The 14,381-nt window shown below is 42.4% G+C and carries 16 protein-coding genes and 1 other annotated feature; of the genes, 11 read left to right on the top strand and 5 right to left on the bottom strand.

Annotated features, from left to right (window positions below; genetic code table 11):
* Nucleotides 1–85 precede the first annotated feature (85 nt).
* From ytxC to ACIQXH_RS03540, 8 genes are all read left to right on the top strand, one after another.
* The gene (gene ytxC, locus ACIQXH_RS03575) at nt 86–913 is read left to right on the top strand and encodes a sporulation protein YtxC (RefSeq protein ID WP_403122612.1); all 828 of its coding nucleotides are present in this window, start codon (nt 86–88) and stop codon (nt 911–913) included.
* Between the two features lie 438 nt (nt 914–1,351).
* Nucleotides 1,352–3,283, top strand: a complete 1,932-nt coding sequence (thrS, locus tag ACIQXH_RS03570; protein ID WP_403122144.1) for a threonine--tRNA ligase — start codon at nt 1,352–1,354, stop codon at nt 3,281–3,283.
* A gap of 81 nt (nt 3,284–3,364) precedes the next feature.
* The gene (locus ACIQXH_RS03565) at nt 3,365–3,541 is read left to right on the top strand and encodes a hypothetical protein (protein WP_402874436.1); all 177 of its coding nucleotides are present in this window, start codon (nt 3,365–3,367) and stop codon (nt 3,539–3,541) included.
* Nucleotides 3,542–3,825: 284 nt separating this feature from the next.
* Nucleotides 3,826–3,962 (top strand) — a sequence feature (ribosomal protein L20 leader region).
* Nucleotides 3,963–4,060: 98 nt separating this feature from the next.
* Nucleotides 4,061–4,561, top strand: coding sequence for a translation initiation factor IF-3 (gene infC / locus ACIQXH_RS03560; RefSeq protein WP_402874439.1), 501 nt, complete (start codon nt 4,061–4,063; stop codon nt 4,559–4,561).
* A 34-nt stretch (nt 4,562–4,595) separates the two neighbouring features.
* Nucleotides 4,596–4,796, top strand: a complete 201-nt coding sequence (rpmI, locus tag ACIQXH_RS03555; protein WP_034309070.1) for a 50S ribosomal protein L35 — start codon at nt 4,596–4,598, stop codon at nt 4,794–4,796.
* Nucleotides 4,797–4,831: 35 nt separating this feature from the next.
* Complete coding sequence (gene rplT / locus ACIQXH_RS03550) at nt 4,832–5,191, top strand: 50S ribosomal protein L20 (protein WP_402874442.1); 360 nt, start codon at nt 4,832–4,834, stop codon at nt 5,189–5,191.
* Nucleotides 5,192–5,258: 67 nt separating this feature from the next.
* Nucleotides 5,259–5,531: a DUF1294 domain-containing protein gene (locus ACIQXH_RS03545; RefSeq protein ID WP_402874445.1), complete on the top strand. Its 273-nt coding sequence runs from the start codon at nt 5,259–5,261 to the stop codon at nt 5,529–5,531.
* 63 nt (nt 5,532–5,594) lie between these two features.
* A complete protein-coding gene (locus tag ACIQXH_RS03540; RefSeq protein ID WP_402874448.1) occupies nt 5,595–6,167 on the top strand; it encodes a TVP38/TMEM64 family protein in 573 nt (190 codons plus the stop codon).
* 37 nt (nt 6,168–6,204) lie between these two features.
* Here the strand turns inward: ACIQXH_RS03540 and ACIQXH_RS03535 are convergent, their stop codons facing one another.
* Nucleotides 6,205–6,585: a sigma-w pathway protein ysdB gene (locus tag ACIQXH_RS03535; protein WP_402874451.1), complete on the bottom strand. Its 381-nt coding sequence runs from the start codon at nt 6,583–6,585 to the stop codon at nt 6,205–6,207.
* Nucleotides 6,586–6,691: 106 nt separating this feature from the next.
* Between ACIQXH_RS03535 and ACIQXH_RS03530 the strand changes: the two genes are divergently transcribed.
* The gene (locus ACIQXH_RS03530) at nt 6,692–7,180 is read left to right on the top strand and encodes a dUTP diphosphatase (protein WP_402874643.1); all 489 of its coding nucleotides are present in this window, start codon (nt 6,692–6,694) and stop codon (nt 7,178–7,180) included.
* 63 nt (nt 7,181–7,243) lie between these two features.
* Nucleotides 7,244–8,329, top strand: coding sequence for a M42 family metallopeptidase (locus ACIQXH_RS03525; protein WP_402874454.1), 1,086 nt, complete (start codon nt 7,244–7,246; stop codon nt 8,327–8,329).
* 54 nt (nt 8,330–8,383) lie between these two features.
* Here ACIQXH_RS03525 and ACIQXH_RS03520 read toward each other — a convergent pair whose 3' ends face one another.
* From ACIQXH_RS03520 to ACIQXH_RS03505, 4 genes are all read right to left on the bottom strand, one after another.
* Nucleotides 8,384–9,085 carry a LutC/YkgG family protein gene (locus tag ACIQXH_RS03520; protein WP_402874456.1) on the bottom strand — a complete coding sequence of 234 codons (702 nt, stop codon included), beginning with the start codon at nt 9,083–9,085 and terminating at the stop codon, nt 8,384–8,386.
* Nucleotides 9,082–10,512 (bottom strand): LutB/LldF family L-lactate oxidation iron-sulfur protein, encoded by a 1,431-nt coding sequence (locus tag ACIQXH_RS03515; protein ID WP_402874459.1) that lies wholly within the window; start codon nt 10,510–10,512, stop codon nt 9,082–9,084. Before ACIQXH_RS03515 ends, ACIQXH_RS03520 begins: the two co-directional genes overlap by 4 nt.
* Before the next feature lie 21 nt (nt 10,513–10,533).
* Nucleotides 10,534–11,250: a (Fe-S)-binding protein gene (locus ACIQXH_RS03510; protein ID WP_402874462.1), complete on the bottom strand. Its 717-nt coding sequence runs from the start codon at nt 11,248–11,250 to the stop codon at nt 10,534–10,536.
* Nucleotides 11,251–11,417: 167 nt separating this feature from the next.
* The gene (locus ACIQXH_RS03505) at nt 11,418–12,149 is read right to left on the bottom strand and encodes a FadR/GntR family transcriptional regulator (protein ID WP_402957697.1); all 732 of its coding nucleotides are present in this window, start codon (nt 12,147–12,149) and stop codon (nt 11,418–11,420) included.
* Nucleotides 12,150–12,410: 261 nt separating this feature from the next.
* On the opposite strand from ACIQXH_RS03505, the gene ACIQXH_RS03500 reads away from it, so the two are divergent.
* Nucleotides 12,411–14,102 carry an L-lactate permease gene (locus ACIQXH_RS03500; protein WP_402874468.1) on the top strand — a complete coding sequence of 564 codons (1,692 nt, stop codon included), beginning with the start codon at nt 12,411–12,413 and terminating at the stop codon, nt 14,100–14,102.
* Nucleotides 14,103–14,381 lie beyond the last annotated feature (279 nt).

The raw sequence follows: 14,381 nt of genomic DNA, 5'->3' as shown, positions 1-14,381 counted from the left end.
CCATCTTACTTCTAAATAAGCCCCTATTCCCATATACATGAAAAAAGTAAAGCAAGGGGGAAGGGGGGATGTCGTAGTGCAAATTATGTTCCAAAATGATTCGGAAGCTTTAAAACTGCTGAATTTCGTTTCTGTCCATCCTTTGGGGACAGAAGTTCAACCATATATTGAATTTTCCCCACAACAAGGTCTCGTTATCGATATGTCCAAACTAAAAACCGATAAATGGCTGACACTGCTCAGTGAAACATTTCATTCCTTTTTACTTGAAGAAAAAACGCTTCCTGTTCTTAAACAAATCATCATCGGAAAATTTTTCTATCGAGAACAAGAAGAAATTGATGCCATCATCGAGATAGCTTCTTCCATCATTGAAGCGGAAAACACCGAATGTGGAGGCAGTTTATTCAGTAGGGAAAAGCAATTGATCGAAGAAGGCCTTCAGAGTATATTGGCTGGAAAGGTGTCTTTTTCATTCGATTCGTTCACTACCTTTCGGTTAAGGTCTTTTCAGCATGCGTTGGAAAAGTATGCTGTTCGGGCCATCGATGAATATAAGCTCGAGCAGGATTACCAAAATTTCATTGCGATGCTCAGGGATTGCCTGCATGAACAGGAATCGAAGGTACCAAGGCTTCACCTTGTCAATCATGACGGGTTTCAATTCTATGATCATGAGCTCGGCAGGATGGATCGCCGAAAACTGACAAGCATGATTGACAGGAAGTTGCTGGCCGATATTTCATTCTTTCTTGATACGGTCCTTTGGGCACCACTCTTATCCATCGCACCGGCTAGCTTATATATTTATACGGATAATAAGGAGGAAGGCCTGATTCAAACGATGACTCGAATCTTCGAGGAAAGGGCGACCGTCCTGCCGCTTTCAGCCTTTAAGCAGGCCACTGAATGATTATCTTGGGGATTTTGGGTAAAACCTAATTTTAACCTTGATTTTCAATGCATAACGAATTATAATTTCCTACATACTATTAAAAACAAAAAGTTATGATGAGGACACGGGTATTCTAGTCGCCAATTTACAGAGAGGGAAGCCAGCAGGCTGTAAGCTTCCTATTAGCATAGAACACTTACCACCTTTAAACTTCGGTTCGGAAAGCAATTTTTTTGCGACTATGAGCTGACGGGAAGCTGCCGTTATCTAGTTACAAGTGTCACTTTGCCGTGAAAAGCAGAGTGGAACGAGGGTGGAACCGCGGGCTAATTTAATTACTAAGCTCGTCCCTGTTTTATACAGGGGCGGGCTTTTTTGTGTTTTAATCCGCGCAATTGCTTGGTATCCCCCTGAAACTTGAAACGGATGGTAACTAAAAGAAGGAGTGAAGCTACAATGTCAGAACAACTGAAAATATCTTTTCCTGATGGAGCGGTGAAGGAGTTTGCTAAAGGCACAACAACTGAAGACATCGCAGCATCCATCAGCCCAGGACTAAGAAAAAAATCCATTGCAGGTAAATTCAATGGTGAACTATATGATTTGAAACGTCCAATCGAAGAAGACGGTACCATTGAAATCGTTACACAAGATGCTGCGGAAGCACTTGAAGTTCTTCGCCACAGTACCGCCCATTTAATGGCACAAGCCATCAAACGTCTCTATAAAAACGCTAAATTCGGTGTCGGTCCAGTCATCGAAGGCGGTTTTTATTACGATATCGATCTTGAGGAATCATTGACTCCTGATGACCTTTCAGCGATTGAAAAAGAAATGAAGAAAATCGTCAATGAAAACCTGGAAATCTCACGTATTGAAGTAACCCGTGATGAAGCCATTTCCCGTTTTAAAGAGATTGGCGACGAATATAAATTGGAATTGATCGATGCGATTCCAGCTGAACAGCAAGTAACGATTTATGAACAAGGTGAGTTTTTTGACCTTTGCCGGGGAATTCATGTACCTTCCACTGGAAAGATCAAAGAATTCAAGCTGTTAAGCATTGCAGGGGCCTATTGGAGAGGCGACAGCAAGAACAAAATGTTGCAACGTATTTATGGTACGGCTTTCTTCAAAAAAGAAGACCTGGCTGACCACTTACGTTTCTTAGAGGAAGCAAAAGAGCGTGATCACCGTAAAATCGGTAAAGAATTGGATCTGTTCATGACTTCACAAAAAGTCGGCCAAGGGCTGCCTATGTGGCTGCCAAAGGGTGCAACAATCCGCCGTACGATTGAGCGTTATATTGTGGACAAGGAAGAACGCCTGGGATATGACCACGTATACACACCTGTCATGGGTAGTGTCGACCTTTACAAAACATCTGGACACTGGGACCACTATCAAGACGGAATGTTCCCAGCGATGGACATGGATAATGAACAGCTTGTTCTTCGTCCGATGAACTGCCCACATCATATGATGGTGTATAAAAATAGCATCCATAGCTACCGGGAACTTCCGATCAGGATTGCTGAACTTGGCATGATGCACCGCTATGAAATGTCAGGCGCATTGTCAGGATTGCAGCGCGTACGTGGAATGACATTGAATGATGCTCATATTTTCGTCCGTCCGGATCAAATCAAAGACGAATTAAAACGTGTCGTGAACCTGATTTTAGAAGTCTATAAGGATTTCGATATCAAGGATTATTCATTCCGTTTATCTTACCGCGATCCAAACAATACTGAGAAATACTTCGACGATGATGCAATGTGGGAAAAAGCGCAAAGCATGTTAAAAGGCGCGATGGACGAGCTTGGCCTTGATTACTTCGAAGCGGAAGACGAAGCGGCATTTTACGGTCCGAAACTGGACGTCCAAGTGCGGACGGCTTTAGGAAAAGACGAAACATTATCGACTGTTCAGCTTGATTTCTTGCTTCCTGAACGTTTTGACTTAAACTATGTCGGTGAAGATGGTAAACATCACCGTCCGGTCGTTATCCACCGTGGCGTAGTTTCTACCATGGAACGCTTTGTCGCTTACTTGATCGAAGAATACAAAGGGGCTTTCCCAACTTGGTTATCCCCAATCCAAGCACAAATGATTCCAGTCTCACCTGAAGTGCATCTTGAATATGCAAAAGAAATCCAAGATAAACTGAAGGCAGCAGGCATCCGTGTTAATTTGGACACTCGTGATGAGAAAATCGGGTACAAAATCCGTGAAGCACAAATGCAAAAAATCCCTTACATGCTTGTCGTTGGTGATAATGAAGTAAACGAAGGCAGTGTGAACGTCCGTAAATACGGCGAACAAAAATCCGAAACGGTATCTTTCGAAGACTTCGTTTCAGCCATTAAAGCAGAAGTGAGTCGTTAACAAAAAAAGGGAGGCACATATTGTTGTGTCTCCCTTTTAATTAAGGCATGATAAAGACAACGAAGAATAAGGAGTGACATCATGAAAAAGAAATTTTCCTATTTATTTGCACCGGCTTTTTTGTTAGTCATCGTTTTATTGATGTTGGATGATTACCGACAATATGCCATTTTTCCAGTCCTGCTGTTTTGGATCGCTCTATTTTCGTGGGATTCGATTGAGAAAAAGAAAAAGGCAAAAGAAAATCCTAACAGGTGATGATCATGCAGGAAATGGAGTGACAGGCTATGGTAGGCCTGAGCATCGGTGAATCAAAAGATGGGTTTATGAATTCAAGGATGTAGTGAAGCACTCCCATTTTGACGTGGTCGTATGATGGTGAATGTTATTTATTCTAAATACTTTAGGAAAATGTATTGTCAAATCTCCTAATGTTTGATAAGATTAATTCTGTTGTGAAAAACGAACGAATTAAAACGAATTAAGTATTTGACAAGTCATCAGTGTTTATGATATATTTCTAAAGTGAATTGAATACGGTTTGAGGAAAGAAGAGGCACCCGCTTCTCACCTGGTTGACGCAAGCAATGCAGTTAACAGGTCATGATTTGATTATTTGGATTTTTCTAAATTAGTCTATCAGTGTGGGTGCTGCATGCATCCACACTTTTTTTATTTTATTATATCCTGTAAGCGAGTTGTGAGCGTGACCTAATTGATTCAAACGTTCGTATTCGCCAATATCTTTGGAGGTGGCTAACTATTAGTAAAGACGCGATGGTAAACGAGGGCATCCGAGCCCGTGAAGTTCGTCTTATTGACCAAAACGGAGAACAACTTGGAATTAAAACGAAATTCGAGGCAATGGAAATAGCCGCTCGTGTAAATCTTGATCTAGTTTTAGTTGCTGCAAATGCAAAGCCTCCGGTAGCCCGGATTATGGACTACGGAAAACACCGCTTCGAGCAGCAAAAGAAAGACAAGGAAGCTCGTAAGAATCAAAAGGTCATCAGTCTGAAAGAGGTTCGCTTGAGCCCGACGATTGAAGAACATGATTTCAATACGAAACTTCGCAACGGAATCAAATTCCTTGAAAAAGGCGATAAAGTAAAAGCTTCTATCCGATTCAAAGGTCGTGCTATCACGCATAAGGAAATCGGTCAACGCGTATTGGTTCGTTTTGCAGATGCATGTAAAGAAGTGGCTACAATCGAGCAACATCCAAAAATGGATGGACGCAGCATGTTCATTATTTTAGCACCAAAAGCCGAAAAGTAATTATTAAGTATTTTGTAATGAGGAGGAATACCTTATGCCTAAAATGAAAACTCACCGCGGTTCAGCTAAACGTTTCAAAAAAACTGGATCCGGTAAACTTAAGCGTTCTAACGCTTACACAAGCCATTTATTTGCTAACAAATCTACTAAGCAAAAGCGTAAGCTTCGCAAAGCTAGCCTTGTAAGCAAAGGTGACTTCAAACGTATTCGTCATATGTTAGATAACATTAAATAAGTTCGATTTATCGAGTTAAATAGGAGGGAAATAACATGCCACGTGTAAAAGGCGGTACTGTTACTCGCAAACGTCGTAAAAAGGTTATAAAATTAGCTAAAGGTTACTATGGCTCGAAACATATTCTTTTCAAAGTAGCTAACCAACAAGTAATGAAGTCAGGAAACTATGCTTTCCGTGACCGTCGTCAGAAAAAACGTGATTTCCGCAAACTTTGGATCACTCGTATCAACGCAGCTGCTCGCATCAACGGACTATCTTATAGCCGTTTAATGCATGGCTTAAAGCTTGCTGGTATCGAAGTGAACCGTAAGATGCTTGCTGATCTTGCTGTAGCTGACGAACAAGCTTTTGCTCAATTAGCAACTGCTGCTAAACAACAATTAGACAAATAAGTCTGACTGATATAAGCCGCTCTCTTTTTTAAGAGGGCGGCTTTTTATATGCAAGGAGGGAAAGAAGATGGAAACGATATGGTTCGTTCTTGTCTATTTCATCATGGTCAACATCATCGGGTTTGTGTTGATGGGCATCGATAAAAAGAAGGCACGGAAGAGGGAATACCGGATCAGTGAAAAGACACTCTGGACCTGGGCCATCATTGGCGGGGGAACGGGAACATTCATGGGGATGCGTCATTTCCGCCATAAAACGAAGCACTTCACTTTTAAATGGGGGCTACCTGCTTTAATGGTTATCCAGATTGTGCTATTACTCACCAACATCATTCGTTAGTCATATGTTACTGAAATTGCGTATATGCTTGTAGAAGCAGCAAGAATTAGCTGGAGGGAGAACATGGATGAAAAACTGACACTTTTAATGGGTTACGTTCAATCCGGCAGTGTGTTTGCACCATTAATTTTCATCACTTTCCATTTGTTACGACAGTTTTTATTCATACCTGTGATAGTCGTTTGCATTTCAGGGGGCATTTTATTCGGGGCAGCTTTTGGAACCATCTACTCCATCATCGGTCTGACCCTTGCTAATATGATTTTTTATTTCGTCATTGAAAAGTTTCCTAAAATGCAGGAAAAACTGTTTCGTCTTAAAAATAAGCTATTCGGAAATCGGAAACTTAACAGCCGTCAAATTGCGGTATTGCGGCTAATTCCGTTCATCCATTACTATTTATTATCCCTCTGTCTTTTGGAATCCAATAAAGGATTAAAGAACTACTTTTATTTATCCTTCATGACAAATATCCCCGTTGCCTTCGTCTATACGGTTTTCGGTCATTATATTGCGGATTTCAGCCCGACACTCATCATCATCATTTTATTATCGCTTACCTTATTGCTGTACTTATTGAGGGAAAAGCAGACGGTCGTGCCATGGAAAGAATTTTTTCAATCGCATGAAAAATAAAAGCCTTGAGTGGAAGTCACTCAAGGCCATTGCCATTTTAGTCGGTCAAAAACTCCTTAACCGGACTTTTCCAGTCAATCATGGCATCTGGATATTGTTTTTTTATGGCTCTTTCAATCTTTAAGAAATCATCACGCTTTAAGCCTTTCAAAGCGGAAGTTTTCTTCGGCCAGATGAAAATGGAGATCACCTCAAAGGAACGTTCGGTCGTACCTAAATATTTTTCCCCTTCAAACATCACCCCGTTGTAGGTCAATAAAAAATTCTTGCGGATATTCGATGTATCATCGAGCAAAAAGAACTTTTTCTGTTCGTGTGCAAGTTCCAATTTTCGTTTCGGATTAAATAAATATTTGATTGTCGTGTATATGAAAAAGATGATAAGAGCCAAAAGCAAGATCCGTAGTATTAATACCATCATGTTTCCTCCTAAACAGAGTGATTCCTTTCTTTTACGTATAGGTTTTTAATAAGTTTCATTTATTTGATATAATTTAAGCATGACTGATGAAAGTAGTGATGAAATGAATATCGAAAAATTGATGGACATGCAGGCTGCCTTGGATGAACATATTGAGAAGAAACATGCATTACATAATGAGGATCTTGTTGAGAGAAAGATTTTGGCTCTATTAGTAGAGCTTGGCGAGCTGGCGAACGAAACAAGATGTTTTAAGTTTTGGAGTCTTAAAGGCGCTTCGGATAAGGATACGGTTTTAGCTGAATATGTGGATGGCATACATTTTATTCTGTCACTTGGCATTGAAAAAGGGTTTATGCCCAAAGTGGAATCAGCTTCCCATCTGAAAGGGGAGGATGTAACTGCGCAATTTATAAAGATTTATGGATCCATCAATGAGTTTCGTGTACAGCAGGAGGAGCCTGCCTTTCAAGCGGTATTTACCGAGTACTTACGCTTAGGGGAGATGCTTGGCTTTTCTGCGGTGGATGTAGAGGCCGCGTATGTCAGTAAGAATGAAGTGAATTATGAACGGCAGAAGAATGGCTATTAATTGTGGGTTATACCCATATTTTGTATAATGAAAGTTGAAGTGTATGAATGAGGAGGAACGGGAATGGTTCAATTAGATGGAACGCTTAAGATGTTGAAAGACTTAACGGATGCAAAAGGGATTGCCGGGAATGAAAGTGAAGTAAGAAAGGTCATGACTGAATACATAACTCCATATGCGGATGAAATTTCCACGGATGGATTGGGTAGTTTGATTGCTAAGAAAACAGGTGAGGAAAATGGGCCGAAGATTGTCGTGACGGGCCATTTGGATGAGGTCGGTTTCATGATTACACGAATCGACGATAAAGGATTTTTACGTTTCCAGCCGGTAGGGGGATGGTGGTCACAGGTCATGCTTGCACAGCGTGTGACGATCGTGACGAGCAAAGGCGATGTGACAGGCATCATCGGGTCAAAACCGCCGCATATCTTAACGGCAGAAGCGAGGAAGAAGCCGGTTGAGATAAAGGATATGTTCATTGATATCGGAGCGACCAGTAAGGAAGAAGCACAGGGGTGGGGAATCAAGCCAGGAGACATGGTGGTGCCTTATTTCGAATTCACGGTCATGAATAATGATAAGATGCTTCTTGCCAAAGCTTGGGACAACCGAATTGGTTGCGCCATCGCGATCGATGTTCTGAAACAATTGAAAGATAGTGAACATCCGAATGTAGTGTATGGAATTGGAGCAGTCCAAGAAGAAGTGGGCCTGCGTGGATCTAAAACATCGACATTCAAGATCCAGCCGGATATCGGTTTTGCCGTTGATGTAGGGATTGCAGGGGATACACCTGGTGTAAGTGATAAAGAAGCGATGAGTAAAATGGGGAATGGCCCGCAAATCGTCATTTATGATGCATCGATGGTGGCCCATAAAGGATTACGGGATTTCGTTACGAATACGGCTGATGAAATGAACATTCCTTATCAATATGAATCGATTCCAGGCGGTGGAACGGATGCCGGTTCCATTCACCTAACCGCAAATGGTGTACCCGCATTAGCCATTACGATTGCGACGCGCTATATTCATTCCCATGCTGCGATGTTACACCGTGACGATTATGAGAATGCCGTCAAACTCATAGTTGAAGTGATCAAACGCCTCGACCGGGAAACGGTGGACCGGATTATCTATGAATAATCAATGAGATGAAAATGGAGAGCTTCCTACTAAAAGGAGCTCTCCATTTTTTCTTTATTTATCCTCAACGATGATATAGACTGCTTTGATTGGGCCATGAACGCCTACGACCAAATCCATTTCGATGTCAGCGGAATTGCTTGGCCCTGTAATGAAGTTAATACAGGATGGAACAAGCTCACCTTGCTGAACCTTGGACCGGAGTGCCATAGCGGCCTGGGTCATCCTCGGAACGATGCTGCTCTTTGGAATGATGGAAACATGGCAAGCGGGCAAGAAGCTAATCGAGCGGCCATGGTCCTTATCACTATACAGAACGACTGTAGCAGATTCGGCCAGCGTGATTTCACTGAACGTTATGCCGATGTTGGCACGTTCCGCCATTTCAATATTCTTTCTCCCGATTTGATGATCCCAAACATGGACGCCTGTATCATTCAATACATCCATTAATTGATAGTCTGTGAATCTTTGGTCTTTCGGGATGATGACAGGCCCATGTCCAAGTTCTTCCATGACCTGTTGCAAAACATGTGCAGTCTGACTTGAATCCGTAAGATGGACCTGAGTATGAATCCGGGTGCACTGTTCTCGTAATTCCTCGACGAGCTCTTCTTGTGTTGCATGTTTCAAGACTTCCATCTGTGGGGCATGTTTCCATACGGGGCGGGATATGCCTTCCGTAATGGGGGACCTCCCCAAGTTCTTGGCTATCTTCGCTAAAAATGTATCCTCGTTTTGAATGGTTCCGGTCATGATGATTGCCCTCCTTTGTCACGGTTCTTGAACCAATCTCGGAAGCTTTCCTTATTAGGGGCAGGAAATTCACGGCTTTCCGTCCAAGACTTAAGTGGTCCTGGTCCTTTTGAAATAATATCCCCAGTCTTGAAAGGAGACATGGCGGAAGGAGCCATTTTGGATCCGAATTTATAAAGCATCGGGGAGGCAGCGCCAATTCCGAATGCCTTCATCGCCATTTTTTCAGAAAAAGGAGCCATTTTTTCTTTTTCGACAATGACTTCACGATGCTTCCTCAATAGATCATGAAGCGGGATCTTTACTGGACAGGCATCTGTACAGGCTGCACAAAGCGTCGATGCATAAGGCAATTCCTTATAATCTTCATATCCACCAAGAAGAGGGGAAAGTACCGCCCCGATTGGGCCTGGATAAATCGAACCGTAGGAATGACCGCCAACCTGACGATAGACCGGACAAACATTAATACATGCGGCACAGCGAATGCATTGGAGTACCGATTGGAATTCAGTCCCTAAAATCTTGGAACGTCCATTATCCACGATGACAAGGTGAAATTCTTCGGGGCCATCAATATCCCCTTCATCTCTTGGTCCGGTAAGGGCGGTAATGTAACTGGTCAATCTCTGGCCGACCGCACTCCTCGTCAATAAACTGACAAGGATTTCAAATTCATCGAACGTCGGTACGAGACGTTCCATCCCCATCACCGTAATCTGGGTTTTTGGAAGGGCCGTCACTAAATCTGCGTTGCCTTCGTTCGTTACCAAACCGATGGAGCCCGTTTCAGCAACCGCAAAGTTACAGCCAGTAATTCCAATATCGGCACTCAGGAACTCTTTCCGCAGGATTCCCCGGACATGGTCCGTCAGCTCTTCAGGCTTTTCAGTTTTCGTATAGGCGAGCTTTTCTTTGAAAACGTCTCTAATTTGTTCTTTGTTCTTATGAAGCGCTGGTGCCACGATATGTGAAGGCGGATCATTGTTATCAAGCTGCAGGATATATTCGCCTAGGTCCGTTTCGATGACATCGACTCCCGCTGATTCTAGTGTTGCGTTCAGGTTAATTTCTTCCGTGACCATGGATTTCGACTTCACGACTTTTTTTGCGTTCTTTTTTTCGATGACGTCCTTAACATACCCACTAGCTTCTTCCGCCGTTTCCGCAAAAAAGACATGACCGCCCCTTTTGGATACATTTTCGGCAAGCTGATGTAAATAAAAATCAAGGTTACTTAGTACATGTTGGCGGATTTCTTCCCCAAGGGAGCGCCATTCCTCCCAGTTTCCCAATTCATCAACGGCCGTTAGGCGGCGTCCATGTAAACGTTCTTGGGCACTCGAAACGGCCAATCGCATAAAGTCATTCTGTATTCCTTCGTCCACCCGGTCTTTAAACTTGGCAGAACTCGTTTTCATAGACATCGTTTTGCCTCCTCGGTTTCTTTAAATGCTATTTAATACTTCCGCAATATGTAAAACCTTGATGGGTTGCCCTTTACGTTGGATACGGCCCCCGATATTCATTAAGCAACCAGCGTCTCCGCCGATAAGAAAGTCGGCTCCGGTATCTTCCACATTACAAGCCTTTTCCTCTACCATTTGTCCGGAAATGTCTCCCATCTTGACTGAAAAGGTCCCCCCAAAGCCACAACAGTTTTGGGCGTCCGGAAGCGGTGTCATTTCCAGTCCCTTAACATGGCTCAATAAAATGGCAGGAGCTTCTTTCACTTTGAGCAATCGAGTCATATGGCAGGATGTATGATAGGTCGCTTTACCTTCAAGCTTAGCACCGACATCCGTCACCTTTAGTACATCCACGATGAATTGAGTCAGTTCATATGTTTTTTCTGCCAATGCAACAGCTTTCTTTTCCCAAACCGGATCTCCTTTAAAAAGAACCGGGTACTCTTTGAACATAGCTGCACAGGAACCAGAAGGGGTGACAATATATTGTGCATCCTCAAATGTATGGATCATCTTTTTCATTGCTTCTTTTGAATCCTTTGTATAGCCGCTATTATATGCCGGTTGTCCACAGCAAATCTGTGATTCCGGAAAGTCAATTTCACAACCAAGCCGCTCAAGCAGTTCCACCGTCGCTTTTCCGACATTGGATTGAAATAAATCCACTAAACATGTGGCGAATAAAGTCACTTTCATAATTTTTCCTCCTTTTCCAAATGAGTTAACAGGTCATCTGATGACTAAAACAGAAAAAGGAAATGGTTGAATAACTTGCCATTTTCCCTAGAAACATGGAATCTTTTTCAGAATAATATATCAAATTCTGTATAATTTGTATAGTTCATTTTTAGTAACCGTGCGTATTATTGATTTTTCTCACTGGTTTGGAGGATGAATTTATCAAAAGATTCCTCGACATTTTGCAAATGGAAAAGCATGGCATGGCGGGCGCCGGCTTCGTCCTTGTCGACGATTGCTTGGTAAATTTGGGTATGTTGCTGATAAAGCCGTTTAAGGGACATTTCTTCAGAATAGAGAGCAAGACGTCGAATGTCACGCATCTTTTCGGTCATCATCACTGACACCTGGCTCATCAATGTAATGAGCAACTCATTTTTAGAAGCGTTCGCAATGGTCACGTGAAAGCCTATATCAGCTCTATCACTCAATGCTTCATCGTCGGCTACCTTTAGCATTTCCGCAAGCTTCGTCTCCATTTCGGCAATGTCCTCAGCGGTCCGCTTTTTCGCGGCTAACTCGGCAGTTCCAGATTCAAGTATTTTTCGGACTTCCAGTAAATCTTTAATATTTTCTTTATCCATCAACAGAGCTGTAGTCAATGGGTAGTTCATGATGCTAGGGTCGAAAGTTTTCACGAATGTTCCTTCGCCCTGCTTAATTTCAATGAGCCCCATCGAGCTAAGGGCACTTAATGCTTCACGAATTGCCGGGCGGCCGACCTGGAAATTTTCCGCAAGCTGTTGAATGGAATCTAATTTATCGCCCGGTTTCAAAGTACCGGAACGAATCATTTCATACAGTTCATCACTGACTTCTTCATAAATTTTCTTTGGTTTGATTTTTTTGTAGGTCAAGTAGGAACACCCCGATTTTCTTTGCTTTTTCTAGTTATCTTTATTATATAACACATTGTTGGTTTCTCATCTGTCGATAAGGAAATATGATCAAAAAATAAAAAAACCTTGATTTTCCATTTCTAATCATTTACCTTAAATAAATAATCATCAAGTCATCTGATGACTTCCAGCAATATGAAGAAATATAAATGTGAAAGGGTTTTCACCGAATATAAATATCTGAAAGTTTGAAAAATATAGTGAATGGAGTCGAAACGAATGACATGGACACAGAACTTTACACCGATTCTTGATAATCTGGTACTATCATCTCTAGTAGCGCTTATACCCATTTTGTACTTTTTCTGGGCTCTTACCATCAAACGGATGAAAGGATACCTAGCGGGTTTGACAACCTTGCTTGTTGCTTTTGTAACTGCCGTTTTCGCGTATGGGATGCCGGCAGGAAAAGTCGTGATGTCTGCTTCTCAAGGGGCCGTTTACGGACTGTTGCCTATCGGATGGATCATCATCACATCCGTATTCTTGTACAAGATGACTGTGAAAAGTGGGCAATTTGACATTATCCGATCTTCTGTCCTGTCCTTGACGGAAGATCGCCGCCTTCAAGCCTTATTGGTGGCATTCTCATTCGGGGCCTTTTTAGAAGGGGCGGCTGGATTTGGTGCACCAGTGGCCATTTCTGCAGCTCTTCTGGTGGGACTTGGATTTAATCCGCTTTATGCAGCGGGAATCTGTTTAATCGCCAATACGGCACCTGTTGCATTCGGTGCGGTCGGGATTCCGATTATTGCGATGGAAGGACCTACTGGTATTGCGGCTATGGAAATATCCAAAATGGTCGGTCGCCAGTTACCTTTCTTGTCGGCTTTCATCCCACTATATCTCATCATGATCATGTCTGGATGGAAACGGACGATTGAAGTGTTGCCGGCTGTCATCGTTTCCGGTCTATCTTTTGCCATTACCCAATATGTAAGTTCGAATTTCCTTGGACCTGAATTACCGGATATTCTTTCTGCATTAGTATCATTATTTGCCTTAGCCATCTTCCTGAAATTCTGGAAGCCAAAAACGATTTTTCGATTCAAGTCGGAAGAAACGGCAGCAGCTGTTGAAGAATTCGCTTCTGAACAAGAAACAGAGAAAAAGTATACGAAATGGCAGATATTCCATGCGTGGTCCCCATTCCTTCTGTTGACGGGTTTCATTTCCATTTGGGGATTGAATCCAATAAAGCCGGCATTATCCGGTCATTATGAGGGAACGAATGCCATTTTAAAAGGAATCAATGAAATTGGTAAACTATTAACTTTCCAAATTGAAGTGCCTGGTTTGCATAATGAAATTATTGGTAGCAATGGCCTGCCCATTGCAGCTTTTTATAAAATCGAACTGCTCGGTACAGCAGGAACGGCCATTTTACTGGCGGCCATTGTGACAAAGTTCATCGTACATATGTCTTCAAAAGTATTCTTGGATACATTTGTGGAAGCCATGAAAGAATTAGCCAAGCCAATCTTGATGATCTCCTCTGTCGTTGCTTTCGCTTATGTGACGAATTCTTCGGGGATGTCGACGACCTTGGGAATGACACTTGCAAAGACCGGAGACTTCTTCCCGTTTTTCGCACCGGTCCTTGGCTGGTTAGGTGTGTTCATTACAGGTTCGGATACATCTGCCAATCTATTATTTGGCGGTCTGCAAAAAGTTACCGCTTTAAAGATTGGAATGGAGCCGGTATTGGCGCTCGCGGCGAATTCCTCCGGGGGTGTAACCGGAAAGATGATTTCCCCTCAGTCGATTGCCATCGCTTGTGCGGCTGTCGGACTGGCTGGTAGGGAGTCCGAATTATTGAGATTCACCCTCAAGCATAGTTTGTTCTTATTGCTTCTTGTATGTATTATCACGTTCTTGCAAAATGGCATCCTTTCTTGGATGATTCCATAATGAGAGTAAACCCCCCTCCTGCTTTAAGGATAACCTTAAACAGGAGGGGGGTTTTTTTGTTTCTAAAATTCTAGTTGGGGAGATTTGGAGACACTTCTTTAGTAGGTAGGACGCCTATATATAGAAGAAAGCGAATCTATTGAGTTTATGAAAACTAGTAAAATGGGGGTATTGATTCTAAACATTACATTTATATAATGCTTGCATCCCTAGTCCAGATGGGGTCTGGAGGGAAAAGGCATTCGTTTTTGAGAACGTAATGTAATGTTATAACACAAA

The organism is Peribacillus sp. NPDC097225, assembly GCF_044761955.1.
In the GTDB taxonomy this organism is placed as follows: Bacteria; Bacillota; Bacilli; order Bacillales; family DSM-1321; genus Peribacillus.
This window is presented reverse-complemented; position numbering and strand designations above follow the sequence as displayed.

Bases quoted from the DNA above. Each gene is read 5' to 3' on its own strand.
- ytxC (WP_403122612.1), top strand. From the start codon at position 86: ATGTTCCAAAATGATTCGGAAGCTTTAAAACTGCTGAATTTCGTTTCT.
- thrS (WP_403122144.1), top strand. From the start codon at position 1,352: ATGTCAGAACAACTGAAAATATCTTTTCCTGATGGAGCGGTGAAGGAG.
- ACIQXH_RS03565 (WP_402874436.1), top strand. From the start codon at position 3,365: ATGAAAAAGAAATTTTCCTATTTATTTGCACCGGCTTTTTTGTTAGTC.
- infC (WP_402874439.1), top strand. From the start codon at position 4,061: ATGGTAAACGAGGGCATCCGAGCCCGTGAAGTTCGTCTTATTGACCAA.
- rpmI (WP_034309070.1), top strand. From the start codon at position 4,596: ATGCCTAAAATGAAAACTCACCGCGGTTCAGCTAAACGTTTCAAAAAA.
- rplT (WP_402874442.1), top strand. From the start codon at position 4,832: ATGCCACGTGTAAAAGGCGGTACTGTTACTCGCAAACGTCGTAAAAAG.
- ACIQXH_RS03545 (WP_402874445.1), top strand. From the start codon at position 5,259: ATGGAAACGATATGGTTCGTTCTTGTCTATTTCATCATGGTCAACATC.
- ACIQXH_RS03540 (WP_402874448.1), top strand. From the start codon at position 5,595: ATGGATGAAAAACTGACACTTTTAATGGGTTACGTTCAATCCGGCAGT.
- ACIQXH_RS03535 (WP_402874451.1), bottom strand. From the start codon at position 6,585: ATGGTATTAATACTACGGATCTTGCTTTTGGCTCTTATCATCTTTTTC.
- ACIQXH_RS03530 (WP_402874643.1), top strand. From the start codon at position 6,692: ATGAATATCGAAAAATTGATGGACATGCAGGCTGCCTTGGATGAACAT.
- ACIQXH_RS03525 (WP_402874454.1), top strand. From the start codon at position 7,244: ATGGTTCAATTAGATGGAACGCTTAAGATGTTGAAAGACTTAACGGAT.
- ACIQXH_RS03520 (WP_402874456.1), bottom strand. From the start codon at position 9,085: ATGACCGGAACCATTCAAAACGAGGATACATTTTTAGCGAAGATAGCC.
- ACIQXH_RS03515 (WP_402874459.1), bottom strand. From the start codon at position 10,512: ATGTCTATGAAAACGAGTTCTGCCAAGTTTAAAGACCGGGTGGACGAA.
- ACIQXH_RS03510 (WP_402874462.1), bottom strand. From the start codon at position 11,250: ATGAAAGTGACTTTATTCGCCACATGTTTAGTGGATTTATTTCAATCC.
- ACIQXH_RS03500 (WP_402874468.1), top strand. From the start codon at position 12,411: ATGACATGGACACAGAACTTTACACCGATTCTTGATAATCTGGTACTA.